Source organism: Agrobacterium sp. YIC 4121, assembly GCF_002008205.1.
GTDB classification, from domain to species: Bacteria; Pseudomonadota; Alphaproteobacteria; order Rhizobiales; family Rhizobiaceae; genus Agrobacterium; species Agrobacterium leguminum.
Genome location: NZ_MRDI01000006.1, coordinates 44,004 through 60,881, shown reverse-complemented (window position 1 = coordinate 60,881; position 16,878 = coordinate 44,004). Strand labels below are relative to the sequence as shown.

General features: G+C 57.2%; 18 protein-coding genes. 11 read left to right on the top strand and 7 right to left on the bottom strand.

What is annotated here, in order from left to right:
• Positions 1 to 17: 17 nt before the first annotated feature.
• From mnmE to hemE, 4 genes are all read right to left on the bottom strand, one after another.
• Positions 18 to 1,349, bottom strand: a complete 1,332-nt coding sequence (gene mnmE / locus BTE54_RS09495) for a tRNA uridine-5-carboxymethylaminomethyl(34) synthesis GTPase MnmE (protein ID WP_161987782.1) — start codon at positions 1,347 to 1,349, stop codon at positions 18 to 20.
• A gap of 86 nt (positions 1,350 to 1,435) precedes the next feature.
• On the bottom strand, positions 1,436 to 2,701 hold the full coding sequence (gene rho / locus BTE54_RS09490) for a transcription termination factor Rho (protein ID WP_004444236.1): 1,266 nt from the start codon (positions 2,699 to 2,701) through the stop codon (positions 1,436 to 1,438).
• Positions 2,702 to 2,887: 186 nt separating this feature from the next.
• Complete coding sequence (gene hemJ, locus BTE54_RS09485) at positions 2,888 to 3,433, bottom strand: protoporphyrinogen oxidase HemJ (protein WP_162934141.1); 546 nt, start codon at positions 3,431 to 3,433, stop codon at positions 2,888 to 2,890.
• Positions 3,430 to 4,464, bottom strand: a complete 1,035-nt coding sequence (gene hemE, locus BTE54_RS09480) for a uroporphyrinogen decarboxylase (RefSeq protein ID WP_078052270.1) — start codon at positions 4,462 to 4,464, stop codon at positions 3,430 to 3,432. Before hemE ends, hemJ begins: the two co-directional genes overlap by 4 nt.
• Before the next feature lie 408 nt (positions 4,465 to 4,872).
• Between hemE and BTE54_RS09475 the strand changes: the two genes are divergently transcribed.
• The 5 genes from BTE54_RS09475 to dnaQ are packed head-to-tail and all read left to right on the top strand — an operon-like array spanning position 4,873 to position 8,477.
• Positions 4,873 to 5,694: a pyruvate, water dikinase regulatory protein gene (locus BTE54_RS09475; RefSeq protein WP_003521149.1), complete on the top strand. Its 822-nt coding sequence runs from the start codon at positions 4,873 to 4,875 to the stop codon at positions 5,692 to 5,694.
• A 31-nt stretch (positions 5,695 to 5,725) separates the two neighbouring features.
• Positions 5,726 to 6,325: a Maf-like protein gene (locus BTE54_RS09470; RefSeq protein ID WP_078052269.1), complete on the top strand. Its 600-nt coding sequence runs from the start codon at positions 5,726 to 5,728 to the stop codon at positions 6,323 to 6,325.
• The gene (locus tag BTE54_RS09465; RefSeq protein ID WP_078052268.1) at positions 6,318 to 7,178 is read left to right on the top strand and encodes a shikimate dehydrogenase; all 861 of its coding nucleotides are present in this window, start codon (positions 6,318 to 6,320) and stop codon (positions 7,176 to 7,178) included. The genes BTE54_RS09470 and BTE54_RS09465 overlap by 8 nt, the downstream gene beginning before the upstream one ends.
• A complete protein-coding gene (gene coaE, locus BTE54_RS09460; protein ID WP_078052267.1) occupies positions 7,178 to 7,786 on the top strand; it encodes a dephospho-CoA kinase in 609 nt (202 codons plus the stop codon). Before BTE54_RS09465 ends, coaE begins: the two co-directional genes overlap by 1 nt.
• Positions 7,779 to 8,477: a DNA polymerase III subunit epsilon gene (dnaQ, locus tag BTE54_RS09455; RefSeq protein WP_065656821.1), complete on the top strand. Its 699-nt coding sequence runs from the start codon at positions 7,779 to 7,781 to the stop codon at positions 8,475 to 8,477. The genes coaE and dnaQ overlap by 8 nt, the downstream gene beginning before the upstream one ends.
• 102 nt (positions 8,478 to 8,579) lie before the next feature.
• On the opposite strand, the gene secB is transcribed toward dnaQ, so the two are convergent.
• On the bottom strand, positions 8,580 to 9,062 hold the full coding sequence (secB, locus tag BTE54_RS09450; RefSeq protein WP_003521154.1) for a protein-export chaperone SecB: 483 nt from the start codon (positions 9,060 to 9,062) through the stop codon (positions 8,580 to 8,582).
• A 102-nt stretch (positions 9,063 to 9,164) separates the two neighbouring features.
• Complete coding sequence (locus tag BTE54_RS09445; protein ID WP_065656820.1) at positions 9,165 to 9,713, bottom strand: FxsA family protein; 549 nt, start codon at positions 9,711 to 9,713, stop codon at positions 9,165 to 9,167.
• Between the two features lie 140 nt (positions 9,714 to 9,853).
• On the opposite strand from BTE54_RS09445, the gene BTE54_RS09440 reads away from it, so the two are divergent.
• The 5 genes from BTE54_RS09440 to gyrB all read left to right on the top strand — a co-directional run bounded on the left by BTE54_RS09440 (position 9,854) and on the right by gyrB (position 15,182).
• Positions 9,854 to 10,552, top strand: coding sequence for a Tim44/TimA family putative adaptor protein (locus BTE54_RS09440; RefSeq protein WP_137004140.1), 699 nt, complete (start codon positions 9,854 to 9,856; stop codon positions 10,550 to 10,552).
• Positions 10,549 to 11,661: a murein transglycosylase A gene (locus BTE54_RS09435; RefSeq protein ID WP_078052266.1), complete on the top strand. Its 1,113-nt coding sequence runs from the start codon at positions 10,549 to 10,551 to the stop codon at positions 11,659 to 11,661. Before BTE54_RS09440 ends, BTE54_RS09435 begins: the two co-directional genes overlap by 4 nt.
• Complete coding sequence (locus BTE54_RS09430; protein ID WP_065656817.1) at positions 11,658 to 12,227, top strand: Smr/MutS family protein; 570 nt, start codon at positions 11,658 to 11,660, stop codon at positions 12,225 to 12,227. Before BTE54_RS09435 ends, BTE54_RS09430 begins: the two co-directional genes overlap by 4 nt.
• Positions 12,224 to 12,589 (top strand): helix-turn-helix domain-containing protein, encoded by a 366-nt coding sequence (locus BTE54_RS09425; protein WP_065656816.1) that lies wholly within the window; start codon positions 12,224 to 12,226, stop codon positions 12,587 to 12,589. Before BTE54_RS09430 ends, BTE54_RS09425 begins: the two co-directional genes overlap by 4 nt.
• Positions 12,590 to 12,746: 157 nt before the next feature.
• A complete protein-coding gene (gyrB, locus tag BTE54_RS09420) occupies positions 12,747 to 15,182 on the top strand; it encodes a DNA topoisomerase (ATP-hydrolyzing) subunit B (RefSeq protein WP_078052265.1) in 2,436 nt (811 codons plus the stop codon).
• 98 nt (positions 15,183 to 15,280) lie between these two features.
• On the opposite strand, the gene BTE54_RS09415 is transcribed toward gyrB, so the two are convergent.
• A complete protein-coding gene (locus BTE54_RS09415; protein WP_078052264.1) occupies positions 15,281 to 15,883 on the bottom strand; it encodes a nitroreductase family protein in 603 nt (200 codons plus the stop codon).
• A 128-nt stretch (positions 15,884 to 16,011) separates the two neighbouring features.
• Between BTE54_RS09415 and BTE54_RS09410 the strand changes: the two genes are divergently transcribed.
• Positions 16,012 to 16,854: a fumarylacetoacetate hydrolase family protein gene (locus BTE54_RS09410; RefSeq protein WP_003521165.1), complete on the top strand. Its 843-nt coding sequence runs from the start codon at positions 16,012 to 16,014 to the stop codon at positions 16,852 to 16,854.
• The last annotated feature ends 24 nt before the right edge of the window (positions 16,855 to 16,878 follow it).

Sequence of the window (16,878 nt, the reverse complement as noted above, 5' to 3'; positions counted from 1 at the left end):
CCGATGTTTCACGTGAATCATTTTCCTATGCAGAATTCCGAGAAGATCACGCCTAGCAAATCTTCCACATCAACGCGGCCGGTGATCCGTCCGAGCGATGTCGCCGCGAGTCTTAGATATTCCGACCTTATCGCAAGGTCCAGGGTCTCGGAATCGAGCGCATCACTAACATAGTTCAGCGTCTCTTCAAGTCGTTTTTTATGTCTCGCGCGCGCCGGAACCAAAGTCTGGCCGGCACCGACGCGTTTTTCTATCTCCTGCCTCAGCATCGAACGCAGTTCATTCAAGCCTATTCCTTCCTTTGCTGAGATAGACAAATCAAATCCATCATCCAAGACAGGGGAATGAAGCGCTGTTTTCGTTCTAACTCGCAAGTAACTCTGGTTCTTGAATGATTCGAAATTTTGTTTCGGAAACGAATCCTTATCCTGCAGCAGCAGAATGAGGTCTGCTGTTTCCGCTGTCAGAACCGCGCGCCGGACACCTTCGAGCTCCACGACATCCTGTGTTTCCCGTATCCCTGCCGTATCGAATATCCGGACGAGATATCCTTCTAGATTGATGTCAACGCTCAAGACATCTCTCGTCGTGCCGGCAATATCGGTAACGATCGCAACATCGCGGCCGCTAAGAGCGTTCAAAAGAGTGGATTTGCCCGCATTCGGTTCACCGACGAGCGCGACCTTGAACCCGTCGCGAATGATTTCTCCGCTTTCGCCACCCTGGAGATGATCACGGATTTCCTTTTGGAGAAGCGCCATGGCTTCCCAAACCTGAGCCGCCACGGAATCCGGAACATCCTCCTCGTCGGCAAAATCCAGTTCCGCTTCGATGAGCGCGCGAGCGCGCGTCAGGCGGCTGGCCCAGCCATCATAGAGCGCCGACAATTTGCCACTGCTCTGTTCCACCGCCAACCGCCGCTGCATTTCCGTTTCAGCCTGCAACAGATCGGCGAGGCCTTCGACCTCGAGGAGATCCATCTTCCCATTCTCGAAGGCTCTACGGGAGAACTCACCGGCATCGGCAGGCCGAAGTCCTTCGAGATTTTCAAGCTCGGCAAAAATCGAAGCCATGACCGCGCGACTGCCATGGCTATGAATTTCAACACAATGCTCACCCGTGAAGGAATTTGGAGCTGGAAAAACGATTACCAGCGCCTGGTCGATGATCTCATCGTTTCGATTCCGAATCGAGCAGAGCGTCGCCTTTCGTGGTAAAGGAAGTTCCCGGCCCGTCAACATCTCAAGGGCATCGAAAGCCTGGGAGCCGCTGATCCTGATAACAGCCACACCGGCTGGCAGAGCACCGCTGGAAAGCGCATAGATCGTATCGGCGGAAGCTGGCATCATTCACCTCGGTCTAAAACAGTCAAGCCGCATCCGAATAAACGGATACGGCTTTAAAGCTCTTACGATGAATCCGGCTAAAGTTCGGATCAGGTATTCATCGATTCGAAGAAATCCGAATTGTTCTTGGTCTGCTTTAGCTTGTCGATCAGGAATTCGATGGCGTCCATCGTACCCATCGGCGCGAGAATACGGCGAAGAACGAAAATCTTCTGCAGATCCTGACGCGGCACCAGCAGGTCTTCCTTACGCGTACCGGATTTCAGAATATCAAGTGCCGGGAAGATGCGCTTATCGGCAACCTTGCGGTCGAGCACGATTTCCGAGTTACCGGTACCCTTGAATTCTTCGAAGATGACTTCATCCATACGGCTGCCGGTATCGATCAGCGCAGTCGCTATAATGGTCAGCGAACCGCCTTCTTCGATGTTGCGAGCGGCGCCGAAGAAACGCTTCGGGCGCTGCAGCGCGTTGGCATCCACACCACCCGTCAGAACCTTACCGGAGGAGGGAACAACCGTGTTATAGGCACGGCCGAGGCGCGTAATGGAATCGAGCAGGATGACGACGTCACGACCATGCTCGACCAGGCGCTTCGCCTTTTCGATGACCATCTCGGCGACCTGCACGTGACGAACGGCCGGTTCGTCGAAGGTGGAGGACACAACCTCACCCTTCACCGAACGCTGCATGTCGGTCACTTCTTCCGGACGCTCATCGATCAGGAGAACGATCAGGTAGCATTCCGGATGGTTTGCCGTGATGGAATGGGCGATGTTTTGAAGCAGAACGGTCTTACCGGTGCGTGGCGGCGCGACGATCAATCCGCGCTGACCCTTGCCGAGTGGTGCGACGAGATCGATCACACGCGACGACAGGTCCTTCGAGGTCGGAACATCCAGTTCCATCTTGAAGCGCTCATTCGGATAAAGCGGCGTCAGATTGTCGAAGTGAACCTTGTGGCGGATCTTTTCCGGATCGTCGAAATTGATCGTATTGACCTTGAGGAGCGCGAAATAACGTTCGCCTTCCTTGGGGCCGCGGATCGGGCCTTCGACTGTATCGCCGGTCTTCAGCGAGAAGCGGCGGATCTGCGACGGCGAGATATAGATATCGTCCGGACCGGGCAGATAGTTTGCATTTGCGGATCGCAGGAACCCGAAACCGTCCTGCAGGACTTCAACGACGCCCTCGCCGATGATTTCGATGTCCTGGCTCGCGAGAACCTTAAGGATTGCGAACATGAGCTCCTGCTTGCGCATGGTGCTCGCATTTTCAACTTCCAGGGATTCGGCAAAAGTCAGCAAGTCGGTAGGCGATTTGCTCTTAAGTTCCTGAAGCTTCATTTCAGCCATGAAGAGAAGACCGTTTGATAATGTAATGTCGGGGGAGGGCGTGTTCGCGAATCAGATGCTGTGGGAGATACCGCAGATGACTGAATAATTCACATGCCACGAAGATGAGTGGCCCGAAAATAGCGATTGAACACGGTCGCTGCAAGAGGAAAGCACGAATTCCGCGAAATTTATCGTCGCAACGTCTTAACCGAAGGGTTTCACAACCACAAGTATGACGATGAGGATCATCAGCACCGTCGGAACCTCGTTCATCAACCGCCAGTGACGGGCAGGCCGCGTATTTTCATCCCGCGTGAAACGTTTTGCGCTGCGCGTGAAATAAACATGGGTCACAGTCAGAAGCACCACCAGCGCGATCTTTGCATGCAGCCAGCCACCGGAAAAACCATAAACCGACCAGGCGAGATAAAGTCCCAATATCCAGGATATCATCATCGCCGGGTTCATGATCACCTTGATCAGCCGCTGTTCCATCACTTTGAAGGTTTCGGATTGCTGCGAACCGGCGGGTGCATCGGTGTGGTAGATGAAGAGCCGCGGCAGGTAAAAAATCGCCGCCATCCAGGAAATAACGGCGATAATATGCAGCGCCTTGATCCAGAGATAGAGATCGGCCGGATCGGCATAAAATAACAGGGCGACGAAGGCAGCAAAGACACCGAGCGCGATGCCGGCGCGCAAAGCCGCCCGGTTTCCGGAACGAGCGGAGGTCTGTTTTTCGCCGCTCATGCCCCGGCTCCGCCGGCACGCACCCTCTGCACCAGCCGGGTGACGTTTTCCGGGTCAGCCTGCGGGGTGATGCCATGGCCGAGATTGAATATCAGCGGACCCTGTGCAAGAGCCTGCAGCACGGCATCTATACCATCCTGTAACGCCTTCCCTCCTGCCACCATCAGCATGGGGTCGAGATTGCCCTGCACGGGCCCTTCCTTCTGCAAGTCCCTGGCAAAGCTCAGCGGCACCGACCAGTCGAGCCCGATTGCGTCGGCGCCCGTCTTGCGACGATAATCCTTGAGAAGATAACCAGCCCCCTTGGCGAAGGCGATGATTTTTGCCGAAGGCCGACGGGCGCGCACCGATGCGATAATGCGGGCAACGGGTTTTATCGCATAATCCTCAAATTCCTTCTCACCGAGCACGCCGGCCCAGGAATCGAAGATTTGAACCGCATCCGCGCCTGCATCGATCTGCGCGACCAGATAATCGGCGGAAACGTCGGCGAGGAAAGCCAGCAGCTTTTCCATGGCCACCGGCTCCTGATAACCGAATAGTCGCGCCGGGGCCTGATCCGGCGTTCCGTGTCCCGCGATCATATAAGTCGCAACCGTCCACGGCGCGCCGCAAAAACCGAGAAGCGTCGTTTCATTGGGCAAAGAGGTGCGCAGACGGGAAACGGTTTCGAAAACGGGAGAAAGATGCGCCATGACATTTGTGGCATCCAGCTTCTCGATACCGCTGACATCGATCGGGTCCATGGCCGGACCTTTTCCCTCGCTGAAAGACACGTTGCGGTGAAGCGCATCCGGTATCACCAGAATATCGGAAAAGAGAATGGCGGCATCCAGCCCGAACCGGCGAATGGGTTGGAGAGTAACCTCCGTCGCCAGTTCGGGATTATAACAGAGATCGAGGAAACTACCGGCGCTCTTACGCGTTTCCCTGTACTCGGGAAGATAACGCCCAGCCTGTCGCATCAGCCATATGGGCGGCGGTGTGACCGTCTGCCCGTTCAACACCGTCATAACCTTGCGTTCGCTCATGGCACCCAGCTTCTAAAAAATAAAATCAAAGAGATTTAAAAGATTTTCTATTTCTTAGAGTCTGTGGGTAGCAAGGATTAAAATCATTCCAGTCGAAATGCCGCAGTCACAAAGTTTCAAGCGCGCCTGTCGATGTTATCGATCCGCTTGCTTTGGAATAATCGGGAGAATAGAAATTTTATAAATAATTTCAGTTATTTATGACGAACCAGAAAAACAGGACAACTGTGGATAATCTGGGGAAAATTTTGAATGGTTTCACATTCTTCCAACAATTCACAAGCACGTCGGAGACGATTGAAGCTACTTGCGGATTGTGGAAAAACACCACCTTATTCACGTCGCGGTTCGACCCGTAGGACAATTCGGAGATTTGTCCCGGTTTATCAACAGCGGGAGAAAAACAGCGTGGAGAACAAAAAAAGCTTCTTCCATCTGCACCTGATTTCGGACTCAACGGGAGAGACTCTGATGTCGGCCGGTCGGGCCGTTTCGGCACAGTTCCACGCTTCCATGCCGGTGGAACATGTCTATCCGATGATTCGAAACCAGAAACAGCTCGCACAGGTCGTCGACCTCATCGACAAGGAACCGGGCATTGTTCTCTATACGATCGTCGACCAGCAGCTGGCAGAGTTTTTGGATCTGCGGTGCCATGCGATCGGGGTGCCCTGCGTAAATGTCCTTGAACCCATTATCGGCATCTTCCAGACCTATTTGGGTGCGCCGTCCAGGCGGCGCGTGGGCGCGCAACATGCCTTGAATGCAGATTATTTTGCCCGGATCGAGGCGCTCAATTTCGCCATGGATCACGACGATGGGCAAATGCCCGAAACCTATGACGAGGCTGATATCGTCATCATCGGCATCAGCCGCACCTCCAAAACACCGACCAGCATCTATCTCGCCAACAGGGGAATAAAGACCGCCAATATACCGGTCGTTCCCAATGTGCCTTTACCCGACAGCCTCTATGCGGCCACGCGACCGCTGATCGTCGGGCTGGTCGCGACATCCGACCGGATATCGCAGGTGCGTGAAAACCGGGAACTCGGCGCGACGGGTGGATTTGACAGCGGCCGCTACACGGACCGCGCCACCATTATGGAAGAGCTGAAATATGCGCGAGCGCTCTGCGCCCGCAACAATTGGCCGCTGATCGATGTCACGCGCCGCTCCATCGAGGAAACGGCGGCGGCGATCCTTGCCCTTCGTTCGAGGACACGATAATCCGAATCGCACCATTCGGAGCAGACAGTCGATGCAACAAGAATTGATTCTCGCCTCGTCCAGCGCATCCCGCCAGATGCTGATGCGCAATGCGGGGCTGACATTTTCGGCCATCCCCGCGGATATTGACGAACGTGCGCTCGATGAACAGCTGGAACGAGACGGCGCCAGTCCGGAAGAGGTTGCGCTGGAACTCGCCAGGGCCAAGGCTCTTGCGGTTGGCGCGCTTTATCCAGAAGCACTGGTTCTCGGCTGCGACCAGACCATGGCACTCGGCACCCGCGTTTATCACAAGCCGAAAACCATGGCGGAGGCCGAAGCGCATCTGCTGTCATTGTCCGGCAAGGTTCATCGCCTGAACAGCGCTGCCGTTCTCGTCCGACATGGTGAGGTGGTATGGCAGATCGTTTCCAGCGCCGAGTTGACCGTCCGGACCTTGAGCACCGAATTTGTCTCCCGCCACCTGCAACGGGTGGGAGAAAAGGCCCTGAGCAGCGTCGGCGCGTATCAGCTCGAAGGAGAGGGAATCCAGCTATTCACCTCGATTGAGGGCGATTATTTCACGATTCTGGGTCTGCCGCTTCTGCCGCTTTTATCGAAACTGCGCGACATGGATGTCATCGATGGCTGATTCACGTGAAACATTAACCATAAACGCCTTCGTTGTCGGCTATCCGATCAAGCATTCGCGATCGCCTATTATCCATTCCTACTGGCTGAAGAAATTCGGCATTGCCGGTTCGTATAAGGCCGTGGAAATTCCTCCGGACGATTTCGCGAATTTCATTGCAACGCTGAAGCAGGGCAAGCCGGGCACGGCCGTCGGCGGCAATGTCACCATTCCCCATAAGGAAGCGGCTTATCGGCTGGCAGACAGACCAGATGCTCTGGCGGAAGAACTCGGCGCCGCCAACACTGTCTGGATGGAGGAGGGTGAGCTTCACGCTACCAATACGGATGGTTATGGTTTCGTCTCCAATCTCGATGAGCGGCATCCGGGCTGGGACAGGACAGAGCGGGCAGTGGTTATGGGTGCCGGCGGCGCTAGTCGGGCGGTCATTCAGTCGCTGCGTGATCGCGGCATCGCCGAAATCCACGTCCTCAACCGTACCGTCGAACGGGCGCGCCAACTGGCCGACCGTTTTGGGTCGCGGGTTTTTGCCCATCCCCAGGCAGCGCTTCATGAGGTCATGCAGGGTGCCGGGATTTTCGTGAATACGACGTCGCTCGGCATGGATGGAACGGAAGCGCCACATATTGATTTTTCGCCGCTGGCAGATCAGGCCGTCGTAACCGATATCGTCTATGTGCCGTTGAAAACACCGATCCTGAGAATGGCGGAAGAGCAGGGCGTCGCAACCGTCGATGGGCTCGGCATGCTGCTTCATCAGGCTAAACCCGGTTTCAAGCGATGGTTCGGCAAAACGCCGGAAGTCGATGAGGCCCTGCGTTCGCTCATCATCGAGGATATGGAGAAACATTGATGATCGTCATCGGTCTCACCGGCTCGATTGGAATGGGAAAAACGACGACGGCGAAGCTGTTTGCCGGGGAAGGAGTTCCGGTTCTCGATTCGGATGAGGTCGTGCACGGGCTTTACCGGGCGGAAGCCGCCCCGCTGATCGAAGCGGCCTTTCCGGGCACCACCGTTTCCGGTGCGGTGGACAGGCAGAAACTCGGTGAGATCTTGCGGCAGAATCCGGCTAATTTCAGCAGACTGGAAGAGATCGTGCATCCGCTGGTGCGCGCAACGCAGGAGGCGTTTCTGGCGCAGGCGAGGACAGAGGATCGGCAATTCGCCCTCCTCGATATTCCGCTGCTGTTCGAAACCGGGGCGGAAAGCCGGGTCGATAAAGTCGTTGTCGTCAGTTGCGCGCCGGAGATTCAGCGAGAGCGGGTTTTATCCCGACCTGGAATGACGGAAGAGAAATTCGAAATGATCCTCGCCCGGCAGATGCCCGACGCCGAAAAGCGCCGGCGTGCCGATTTTATCGTCGATTCCGGAAATGGTGTCGAAGCGGCACGGGATCAGGTAAGACAGATTCTGCAGAAACTGGCCGCTCAGTCGCGCCCCGGAGAGATGAATGCGTGAGATCATTTTCGATACGGAAACCACGGGCCTTGAATCGAAGCTGGACCGCGTGATTGAAATCGGCGGCATCGAGCTGATCAATCACTTTCCCACCGGCCGCACGCTGCATCTCTACATCAGCCCGGAAGATCGCAAGGTTCACCCCGACGCACTTGCCGTTCACGGGATTACCGACGAGTTTCTGAAGGATAAACCCAAATTCGCCGAGGTCGTCGACCAGATTCGCGACTTCTTCGAGGGCGCGCGCTGGGTGGCGCATAACGCCACATTCGATATGGGCTTCATCAACGCGGAATTCGCCCGTCTCGGCATTGAGCCAGTTGCCGCCGATCTGGTGACGGATACGCTTTCGCTCGCCCGTCGCAAGCACCCCATGGGACCGAACTCGCTGGACGCACTTTGCCGTCGTTACGGTATCGACAATTCCCACCGTACCAAGCACGGCGCTCTTCTCGACTCCGAGCTGCTCGCCGAAGTTTATATTGAAATGATCGGCGGGCGCCAGACGGCGCTCGGTTTCGGTTCCGCCGCCAAGCAGGAAACCATCATCGTCGAGGAAGACGTTGCGCTTGAGCCACTGCAAAGGCCGCGGGCTTTGCCCTCGAGGCTGGATGCGGAAACGGTCGCGGCCCATGGCAAACTCGTTCTCGGCATGGGTGACAAGGCGATTTGGAACCGTTACCAGAATTGATGCCTGTCCAGGCACCGGAAACGGTGCATGCCGTCAAAGAAAAACCCGGGCATGAACCCGGGTTTTGTTTTGTCTGAATTCTGCAGCGCAGAGCCGCGTCACTTAGTTCGGTACGGCCTGAACCTTGGCCTTTGCCTGTTCCTCGGCAACGCGCTGGGCGAACATCTGCGCAAAATCGATCGGATCGATCATCAGCGGCGGGAAACCGCCATTGCGGGTAACGTCCGCAATGATCTGGCGCGCGAAGGGGAACAGCAGGCGCGGGCATTCGATGAACAGCACCGGCAGCATATGTTCCTGCGGGAAGCCGGCGATGCGGAACACGCCGCCATAAACCAGCTCGGCCGCGAACAGCACCTTGTCGCCATCCTTGGCTTCAGCATTCAGCGTCAGCACAACATCGAAATCCGAACCCGAGATCGGGTTTGCATTGACGTTGACATTGATGTTGATCGACGGCGCATTGTCACGGGCCTGAAGCGAGCGAGGAGCACCCGGATTTTCGAAGGAAAGATCCTTGATGTACTGGGCAAGAATGTTGAGGGAAGGACTTACTGCGCCCTGTGCACCATTTTCAGCGGTCATTACATTTCCTCACGGCGTGAATTCGTGGAAGGCGGTCTATCATTTCGACCCGGGGCTTACAACCCTTCGTGATCGGGTCATCGCGATCCATTCCGCCCGGGATCAGGGTTTGGGCAGATCGCGATCATCCGGGTTGCGCGACCATGGCGAACCCTTTGGCTCTTCGCGATGAAACTCCTCCTCGTCGAGATCCACCACCTTCGAATTGCGCGCATGTCCCGGATCATTCCGAAAGCCGGAAAAATCACCGGGCTGAGGACCGGATTGCTGGCCGGATTGCCGAAACGAACCCGCAACGACGACGCGCGGCCCGAAGGCTTTCCAGAAAAAGCGCCGTACGGTGGGCGAGAGAAGCAGAAGGCCGAGAATGTCGGTAATGAAACCGGGGATGAAGAGCAGGATCCCGGCAACGACGCGCATGGCGCCATTTACCAGCTCATCCGCCGGCTGCGCACCGGTACGCCCCGCATCCTGAAGATTTCTCACCATGCCGATGCCGCCGAGCCGCAGGATGAGCAACCCCAGAAACGAGGTGAACAGGACGAGCGCCAATGTCAGCCACAGGCCTATCGCCTTGCCGACGATGATGAAACCGGCAATTTCGAGGATGGGCATCATCAGGATGACGATGGGGAGAAAGGAAAAACGCATCTTCTAGCCTTGCGTGTGCATCTCTGGCAGATTGCCGCTTCCCGGGACACCGATGATTGAATCTGCACATTTGAATGATGATAAGATGCAGACTATATGATGGTGTGGTTTTCGAATTTAAATGGCGGTTTTGGTAAAAGATGGGCTTCAGCGACTTTATCACATTGTTTTTTCTCGTTGCAGCGGTGCTGATCTTCTTTCAGCTGCGCAGTGTCCTCGGTCGCCGCACGGGCAATGAGAAGCCGCCATTCGACCCCTATAGCCCGCGAGATGTGGCCAAGGGTCCCGTTGCAGACGATAACAAGGTCGTGACCCTGCCGAGGCGCAGCGAGGGTGACGAAGAAAACCGTTTTGCCGAGGCGGATGCGCTTGCCCCCGTCGATACGCCGCTCAATGCGTCGCTGCGTGAGGTGATGACCAGGGACCCGTCCTTTGGGCCGAAGGAATTCCTGAACGGCGCCCGCATGGCCTATGAAATGATTGTCATGGGCTTTGCCGATGGCGACCGCAAGACGCTCAAGAACCTTTTGTCGAAGGAGGTTTTCGACGGTTTCGAGGCGGCCATTTCCGAGAGGGAAGGTCGTGGCGAAGTGGTGAAGTCCACCTTCGTGGGTATCGAGAAGGCAGATATCACCCAGGCCAGTGTGCGTGATTCTGAAGTGCAGATCACGCTGAGGATCGTCAGCCAGCTGATTTCGGCGACCTATGACAAGGATGGCAAGCTGGTGGATGGCGACCCGGATGCGGTTGCGGAGGTGGACGACATCTGGACCTTCTCGCGCGATATCCGCTCGCGCGATCCGAACTGGAAGCTGATCGCTACCGAATCCGAGCAATGACCGCGCCCTTTTCGATCGAAGAAGTTTCTTTCAGCGACCTGCCCGGATGGCGGCAAGACGATCCGGGCAAGCTTTTTCCGGCGATGGCGACAATCCTGTCGCATCTTCGGAATGCGAAACCCTACAGAACCGGCGCGCTCGGGGTCACGGCGGCGGAACTGGTCTCGCTTCTGGAAAGCGCAGAGAAAAACCAGACAAGCGACCCGGAACAGGCGCGCCGGTTTTTTGAAACCAATTGCGTGCCTTTCAGGATTTCTCCAGCTCAGGGAAAAAGCGGTTTCGTGACCGCTTTTTACGAACCCGAACTGGAAGTGTCGTCTGAGCCCGACGACATCTGGCGTTATCCGATTTACCGCCGGCCGTCGGAGCTGGTGGATATCGACGACGCCAATCGTCCTGCCGGTTTCGATACGTTCTATGCTTTCGGCAGGCAGGATGAAAACGGTATTTCCTATTTTCCCGACCGCCGGGAGATCGATGAAGGGTATCTGGAGGGCAGGGGCCTTGAGATTGCCTGGGCAAGATCGAAGGTCGACCTGTTTTTCGTTCATGTGCAGGGTGCGGCGCGTCTGGTGTTTCCCGACGGCGCGGTGAAGCGCATCACCTATGCGGCCAAGGCCGGGCACGCTTTTTCGCCGATTGGCCGTCTGCTTCTCGATCGCGGTGAACTCGATCCGAAAACCGTGTCGATGCAGACGATCCGCAAATGGCTCGCTGACCATCCGGATGAGGTGGATGGGGTATTATGGCATAACCGCTCCTATATTTTTTTCCGGGAGGCGGAAGTCGCCGGTCAGGACATGGGGCCGATTGCAGCTGCTAAGGTTCCGTTGGTCGCGGGGCGAGCGCTTGCGGTGGACAGGCTCATCCACACTTTCGGGCTTCCCTTCTTCATCCATGCGCCATCGCTTACCCATCTCGATGACGGAAAACCTTTTGCGCGTCTGATGCTGGCGCTCGATACCGGCTCGGCCATCGTTGGTCCGGCGCGTGGCGATATTTTCACCGGCTCCGGTTTCGAAGCGGGAGAGCTGGCCGGTACGGTGCGAAATGAGGCCGATTTTTATATACTGATACCGCAGGTGGCTGCGCAGAGGTATAGGCGATGAAGAGCAGTCGCAAGCTCGGCAAGGAAGAGCGCATTCTGTGGGGAAAGGTCGCAAAAACCACGCGGCCGATCTCCGGCAGACTGGAAGACCTGCTGGCCTTCGATGACATAGAGGAGCCTCCGGTGGAGCCCGATGTTCCGCAGACCGGCAAAGGCGCTTTTCCGCGCATGCTTTTGGAGCCGGCCGAGCCGTCGCCACCGGCTCCGGACAAGAAGCCGAAGATTCATCAGCCGATGGAAAAACCGGTCAAACGCAAGCTCACCCGTGGCCGGTTGCCGCTGGAAGGGCGGATCGATCTGCACGGTATGTTCCAGAGCGAAGCCCATGCGGTGCTGCTTGATTTTCTATTGCGCGCGCATGAACGCGGTCTGAGGCATGTGCTCGTCATAACGGGTAAGGGCCGCTCCATCGGCAGCGACGGCGCGTTGAAAAGAGCGGTGCCCATGTGGTTTTCCAAGCCGGAATATCGCCACCTGATTTCATCCTATGAGGATGCATCCGCCAATCATGGCGGCGACGGCGCGCTTTATGTGCGGTTGGCGCGTCGGCGGGGTGAAAAATCATGACGCCCTTTGCGGAGGCCGTGCGGCAACTTCGCGAGCGCAAGGGCGTGACGCAGAAGGAAATGGCCGCCGCAATCGGCGTATCGCCGGCCTATCTTTCCGCGCTGGAGCATGGCAAGCGCGGCAAGCCGAGTTTCGATCTCCTCCAGCGCATCGCCGGATATTTCAACATCATCTGGGATGAGGCGGAGGAATTGTTCTTTCTGGCCGGTTCGTCCGACCCGAAAGTGGTGATCGACACCATCGGTCTGCCGCCGCAATATACGGCTTTCGCCAACCGGCTGGCACGGGATATTCGCAAGCTGCCGCTGAGTGTGGTAGAGGAACTGTCAGCCGTGCTGCAAAAAAGCCGTTCTTGCGATTGAAACCCCTCTATCCCCTGCTTTATGCAGCATCCTGAAGCATGCGGCCTTTGGGATTGGGTGTAGAATTTCTATAGTCGCATGTCGGATTTGAGTGATTCGCTGGCTTCAGGCCCCCTCACTGGAAACCTGGCCCGAGAAAACTTTGGAAAGAGTATTTATGACCGAAACATCGTCAAGCGAAGTCGGCGCGAACGCGGAATATGGAGCCGATTCGATCAAGGTCCTCAAGGGCCTTGATGCCGTGCGCAAACGGCCCGGCATGTATATCGGCGACACCGATGACGGTTCCGGCCTGCACCACATGGTCTACGAGGTCGTCGACAACGCCATCGACGAGGCGCTCGCCGGTCATGCCGATCTGGTGACGGTGACCCTGAATGCCGACGGCTCGGTGACGGTGACGGATAATGGACGCGGCATTCCGACCGACATCCATTCTTCCGAAGGCGTTTCTGCCGCCGAAGTCATCATGACCCAGCTGCATGCGGGCGGTAAGTTCGACCAGAATTCCTATAAGGTCTCGGGCGGCCTGCATGGCGTGGGCGTGTCGGTGGTCAATGCGCTCTCCGTCTGGCTGAAGCTGAGAATCCGCCGCAACGGCAAGCTGCACGAAATCGGCTTTACGCATGGTGTCGCCGATGCGCCGCTTTCCGTCATTGGCGAATATGAAGGCCGCTCCGGCACGGAAGTGACCTTCCTTGCAAGCCCTGAAACCTTCACCATGACGGACTACGATTACGGAACGCTGGAGCATCGCCTGCGCGAACTCGCATTCCTGAATTCCGGCGTGCGCATCCTGCTCACCGACAAGCGCCATTCGGACATCAAGCAGGAAGAGCTGCTATATGATGGCGGTCTCGAAGCCTTCGTTCGTTATCTCGACCGTGCCAAGAAGCCGCTGGTGGACAAGCCAGTCGCCATCAAGGGCGAAAAGGACGGCATTACGGTTGAGGTCGCGCTGTGGTGGAACGATAGCTACCATGAAAACGTGCTGTGTTTTACCAACAACATTCCCCAGCGCGACGGCGGCACCCATATGGCCGGTTTCCGCGCGGCGCTGACCCGTCAGGTGACCTCCTATGCCGAAACCTCGGGCATCCTGAAAAAGGAAAAGGTGAGCCTGCAGGGTGAGGACTGCCGTGAAGGTCTGACGGCCATTCTCTCTGTCAAGGTTCCCGACCCCAAGTTTTCTTCGCAGACGAAAGACAAGCTCGTTTCCTCCGAAGTGCGTCCGGTCGTGGAAAGCCTTGTCAACGAAGCGCTCTCCACCTGGCTGGAAGAACATCCTTCCGACGCAAGAATCCTCGTCGGCAAGGTGGTGGAAGCGGCGGTCGCGCGTGAAGCCGCCCGCAAGGCGCGCGAACTGACGCGCCGTAAAGGTGCGCTCGATATCGCCTCTCTACCCGGCAAGCTTGCCGACTGCTCGGAGCGCGATCCGGCGAAATCCGAACTCTTCCTCGTTGAGGGTGACTCCGCTGGCGGTTCGGCCAAGCAGGGCCGCTCGCGCGAAACCCAGGCGATCCTGCCGCTGCGTGGCAAAATCCTGAACGTCGAGCGCGCCCGTTTCGACAAGATGTTGTCCAGCCAGGAAATCGGCACGCTGATTACGGCGCTCGGTACCTCCATCGGCAAGGACGAGTTCAACGCCGACAAGCTGCGTTACCACAAGATCATCATCATGACGGATGCTGACGTCGACGGCGCCCATATCCGTACCCTCCTCCTGACCTTCTTCTTCCGCCAGATGCCGGAGCTGATCGAGCGTGGCCATCTCTATATCGCCCAGCCGCCGCTTTATAAGGTCACGCGTGGCAAATCCGTGCAGTACCTCAAGGATGAAAAGGCGCTGGAAGAATACCTGATCTCCATGGGTATCGAGGAAGCGTCGCTGACGCTCGGTTCTGGCGAAGTGCGTATCGGCGCCGATCTTCGCGAAGTCATTCTGGATGCGGTGCGCATGCGCTCGCTGATCGACGGGCTGCATTCGCGTTACAGCCGCTCTATCGTGGAACAGGCCGCTATTGCCGGCGCGCTGAACCCCGAACTTTCGGCTGATGCTGCCCGCGCCGAGGAAACCGTTGCCGAAGTGGCGCGGCGTCTGGATATGATCGCGGAAGAAACCGAACGTGGCTGGTCCGGCACGGTACTGCAGGATGGCGGCTTGCGCTTCGAGCGCATGGTGCGCGGCGTCAAGGAAGTCTCGACGCTGGATATGGGACTGCTCGGTTCGGCCGATGCCCGCCATATCGATCAGCTCGCAGCCCGCACCCGTGATATCTACGCTACGCCGCCGGTCCTGCAACGCAAGGACGGCACCATGGAACTGGCCGGTCCGCGCGCGCTTCTGGATGCGATTTTCGCTGCCGGCCGCAAGGGTCTTTCCATGCAGCGCTATAAGGGCCTCGGCGAAATGAATGCCGAGCAGCTATGGGAAACCACGCTCGACGCCAATGTTCGCTCCCTGCTGCAGGTAAGGGTGAGTGACGCAACGGACGCCGACGGCCTGTTCGCCCGCCTGATGGGCGACGAGGTGGAACCGCGCCGCGACTTCATTCAGGAAAATGCGCTGAGCGTCGCCAACCTCGACATTTAATCCTGTGGGGTGTTTCGCGTAACGATTCACGTGAAACGAAAATTTAACAAAAGGCCCGGCGGTCAATTTCCGCCGGGCCTTTTGTCATTCGGAGAACATCAATCACCCTTGCCGGTGAAGCGCCCTTCGAAGGCCACATCCGAAAGCGGCAGACGCTTGCTCGGTACTTCCCGCTCCGCCAGATCATCAGGGAGAACGGACTTGTCGGTCAGCGTGCCGATGGCGACCGCGGCCTCCACCTTGTAGCCTTCCGGGATGTTCAGTTTTTCAACGATCTTGTCCTTCAATATGCCAGCCATGCCATGGGCGTGGTAACCGAGCAGGTGAGCCTGCATGGCAAGCGAAAACCAGGCAGCGCCGGCATCGAAGGAATGGGTCGCGGATGGTTTTTTCTCACCGTCGCGCGAGATGTTATAGTCGCGGGAAATGACAAACAGCAGCACGGAGGCGTTTTTCGCCCAGCGCTGGTTTCCCTCCATCAGCAGTTCCACGAAGAGCGGCCAGTCTTCGCTATCCTTGTGTGCATAGATAAACCGCCATGGCTGATAGTTGGAGGCGGAAGGCGCCCAGTGCGCGGCATCCAGAATGGTCATCAGATGCTGGGGCGGCATGGCATTGCCATCGAAGGCGCGCGGAGACCAGCGATCAAGGAAGAGGGGATCGACGGGATATTCTGATTGCCGGGAATTGCTGTTCGTCACGGGCCATGTCCTTTTGATTGACGGGAAGGAAAAGGTATTTTTCGAAACTTGGCGCAGTCAAGGGGTGACAAGTATGAATGCATCGTTCATATATGCATCACCTTGTCTGACAACCGGGAGAGAGTTCCATGAAATTGATGCGTGTCGGCCAGCCCGGCCAGGAAAAACCTGCAATCCTCGACGCGGAAGGAAAAGTCCGCGATCTGTCCGCCCATGTCAAAGACATTGGCGGCGAAGCCATTTCTCCCGAGGGCCTTAAGAAGATCGCCGCGATCGACCTCGGCACACTTCCGGTGCTGAACGAAGAGCGCATCGGCGCCTGCGTTGCCGGAACGGGAAAATTCATCTGCATCGGCCTCAACTTTTCCGACCACGCCGCCGAAACGGGTGCCACCGTACCGCCGGAACCGGTCATTTTCATGAAGGCGACCTCGGCCATCGTCGGTCCGAATGACAACGTCACCATTCCGCGCGGTTCTGAAAAGACCGACTGGGAAGTCGAGCTCGGCGTCGTCATCGGCAAGACCGCCAAATACGTCTCGGAAGCCGATGCTCTCGATTACGTCGCCGGTTATTGCGTTTCGCACGATGTTTCCGAGCGCGCCTTCCAGACGGAGCGCGCCGGTCAGTGGACCAAGGGCAAGTCCTGCGACACTTTCGGCCCCATCGGCCCATGGCTGGTGACGAAGGACGAAATCGCCGATCCGCAGAACCTCGGCATGTGGCTGAAAGTGAACGGCCAGACCATGCAGGATGGCTCCAGCAAAACCATGGTTTACGGCGTCGCCCACGTTGTCTCCTACCTCAGCCAGTTCATGTCGCTGCATCCCGGTGATGTCATTTCCACCGGCACCCCTCCTGGCGTTGGCATGGGCCTGAAGCCGCCGCGTTACCTGAAGGCTGGTGACGTCGTGGAACTCGGCATCGAGGGTCTCGGTTCCCAGAAGCAAACTTTCGTCGCCGACATCTGATCACCGGCAGGCATTCAACGAAAA

Bases quoted from the DNA above. Each gene is read 5' to 3' on its own strand.
- BTE54_RS09410 (WP_003521165.1), top strand. From the start codon at position 16,012: ATGAAATTGATGCGTGTCGGCCAGCCCGGCCAGGAAAAACCTGCAATC.
- coaE (WP_078052267.1), top strand. From the start codon at position 7,178: ATGATCGTCATCGGTCTCACCGGCTCGATTGGAATGGGAAAAACGACG.
- BTE54_RS09465 (WP_078052268.1), top strand. From the start codon at position 6,318: ATGGCTGATTCACGTGAAACATTAACCATAAACGCCTTCGTTGTCGGC.
- hemE (WP_078052270.1), bottom strand. From the start codon at position 4,464: ATGAGCGAACGCAAGGTTATGACGGTGTTGAACGGGCAGACGGTCACA.
- BTE54_RS09435 (WP_078052266.1), top strand. From the start codon at position 10,549: ATGACCGCGCCCTTTTCGATCGAAGAAGTTTCTTTCAGCGACCTGCCC.
- mnmE (WP_161987782.1), bottom strand. From the start codon at position 1,349: ATGATGCCAGCTTCCGCCGATACGATCTATGCGCTTTCCAGCGGTGCT.
- BTE54_RS09425 (WP_065656816.1), top strand. From the start codon at position 12,224: ATGACGCCCTTTGCGGAGGCCGTGCGGCAACTTCGCGAGCGCAAGGGC.
- BTE54_RS09445 (WP_065656820.1), bottom strand. From the start codon at position 9,713: ATGCGTTTTTCCTTTCTCCCCATCGTCATCCTGATGATGCCCATCCTC.
- BTE54_RS09430 (WP_065656817.1), top strand. From the start codon at position 11,658: ATGAAGAGCAGTCGCAAGCTCGGCAAGGAAGAGCGCATTCTGTGGGGA.
- hemJ (WP_162934141.1), bottom strand. From the start codon at position 3,433: ATGAGCGGCGAAAAACAGACCTCCGCTCGTTCCGGAAACCGGGCGGCT.
- dnaQ (WP_065656821.1), top strand. From the start codon at position 7,779: ATGCGTGAGATCATTTTCGATACGGAAACCACGGGCCTTGAATCGAAG.
- gyrB (WP_078052265.1), top strand. From the start codon at position 12,747: ATGACCGAAACATCGTCAAGCGAAGTCGGCGCGAACGCGGAATATGGA.
- BTE54_RS09470 (WP_078052269.1), top strand. From the start codon at position 5,726: ATGCAACAAGAATTGATTCTCGCCTCGTCCAGCGCATCCCGCCAGATG.
- rho (WP_004444236.1), bottom strand. From the start codon at position 2,701: ATGGCTGAAATGAAGCTTCAGGAACTTAAGAGCAAATCGCCTACCGAC.
- BTE54_RS09440 (WP_137004140.1), top strand. From the start codon at position 9,854: ATGGGCTTCAGCGACTTTATCACATTGTTTTTTCTCGTTGCAGCGGTG.
- secB (WP_003521154.1), bottom strand. From the start codon at position 9,062: ATGACCGCTGAAAATGGTGCACAGGGCGCAGTAAGTCCTTCCCTCAAC.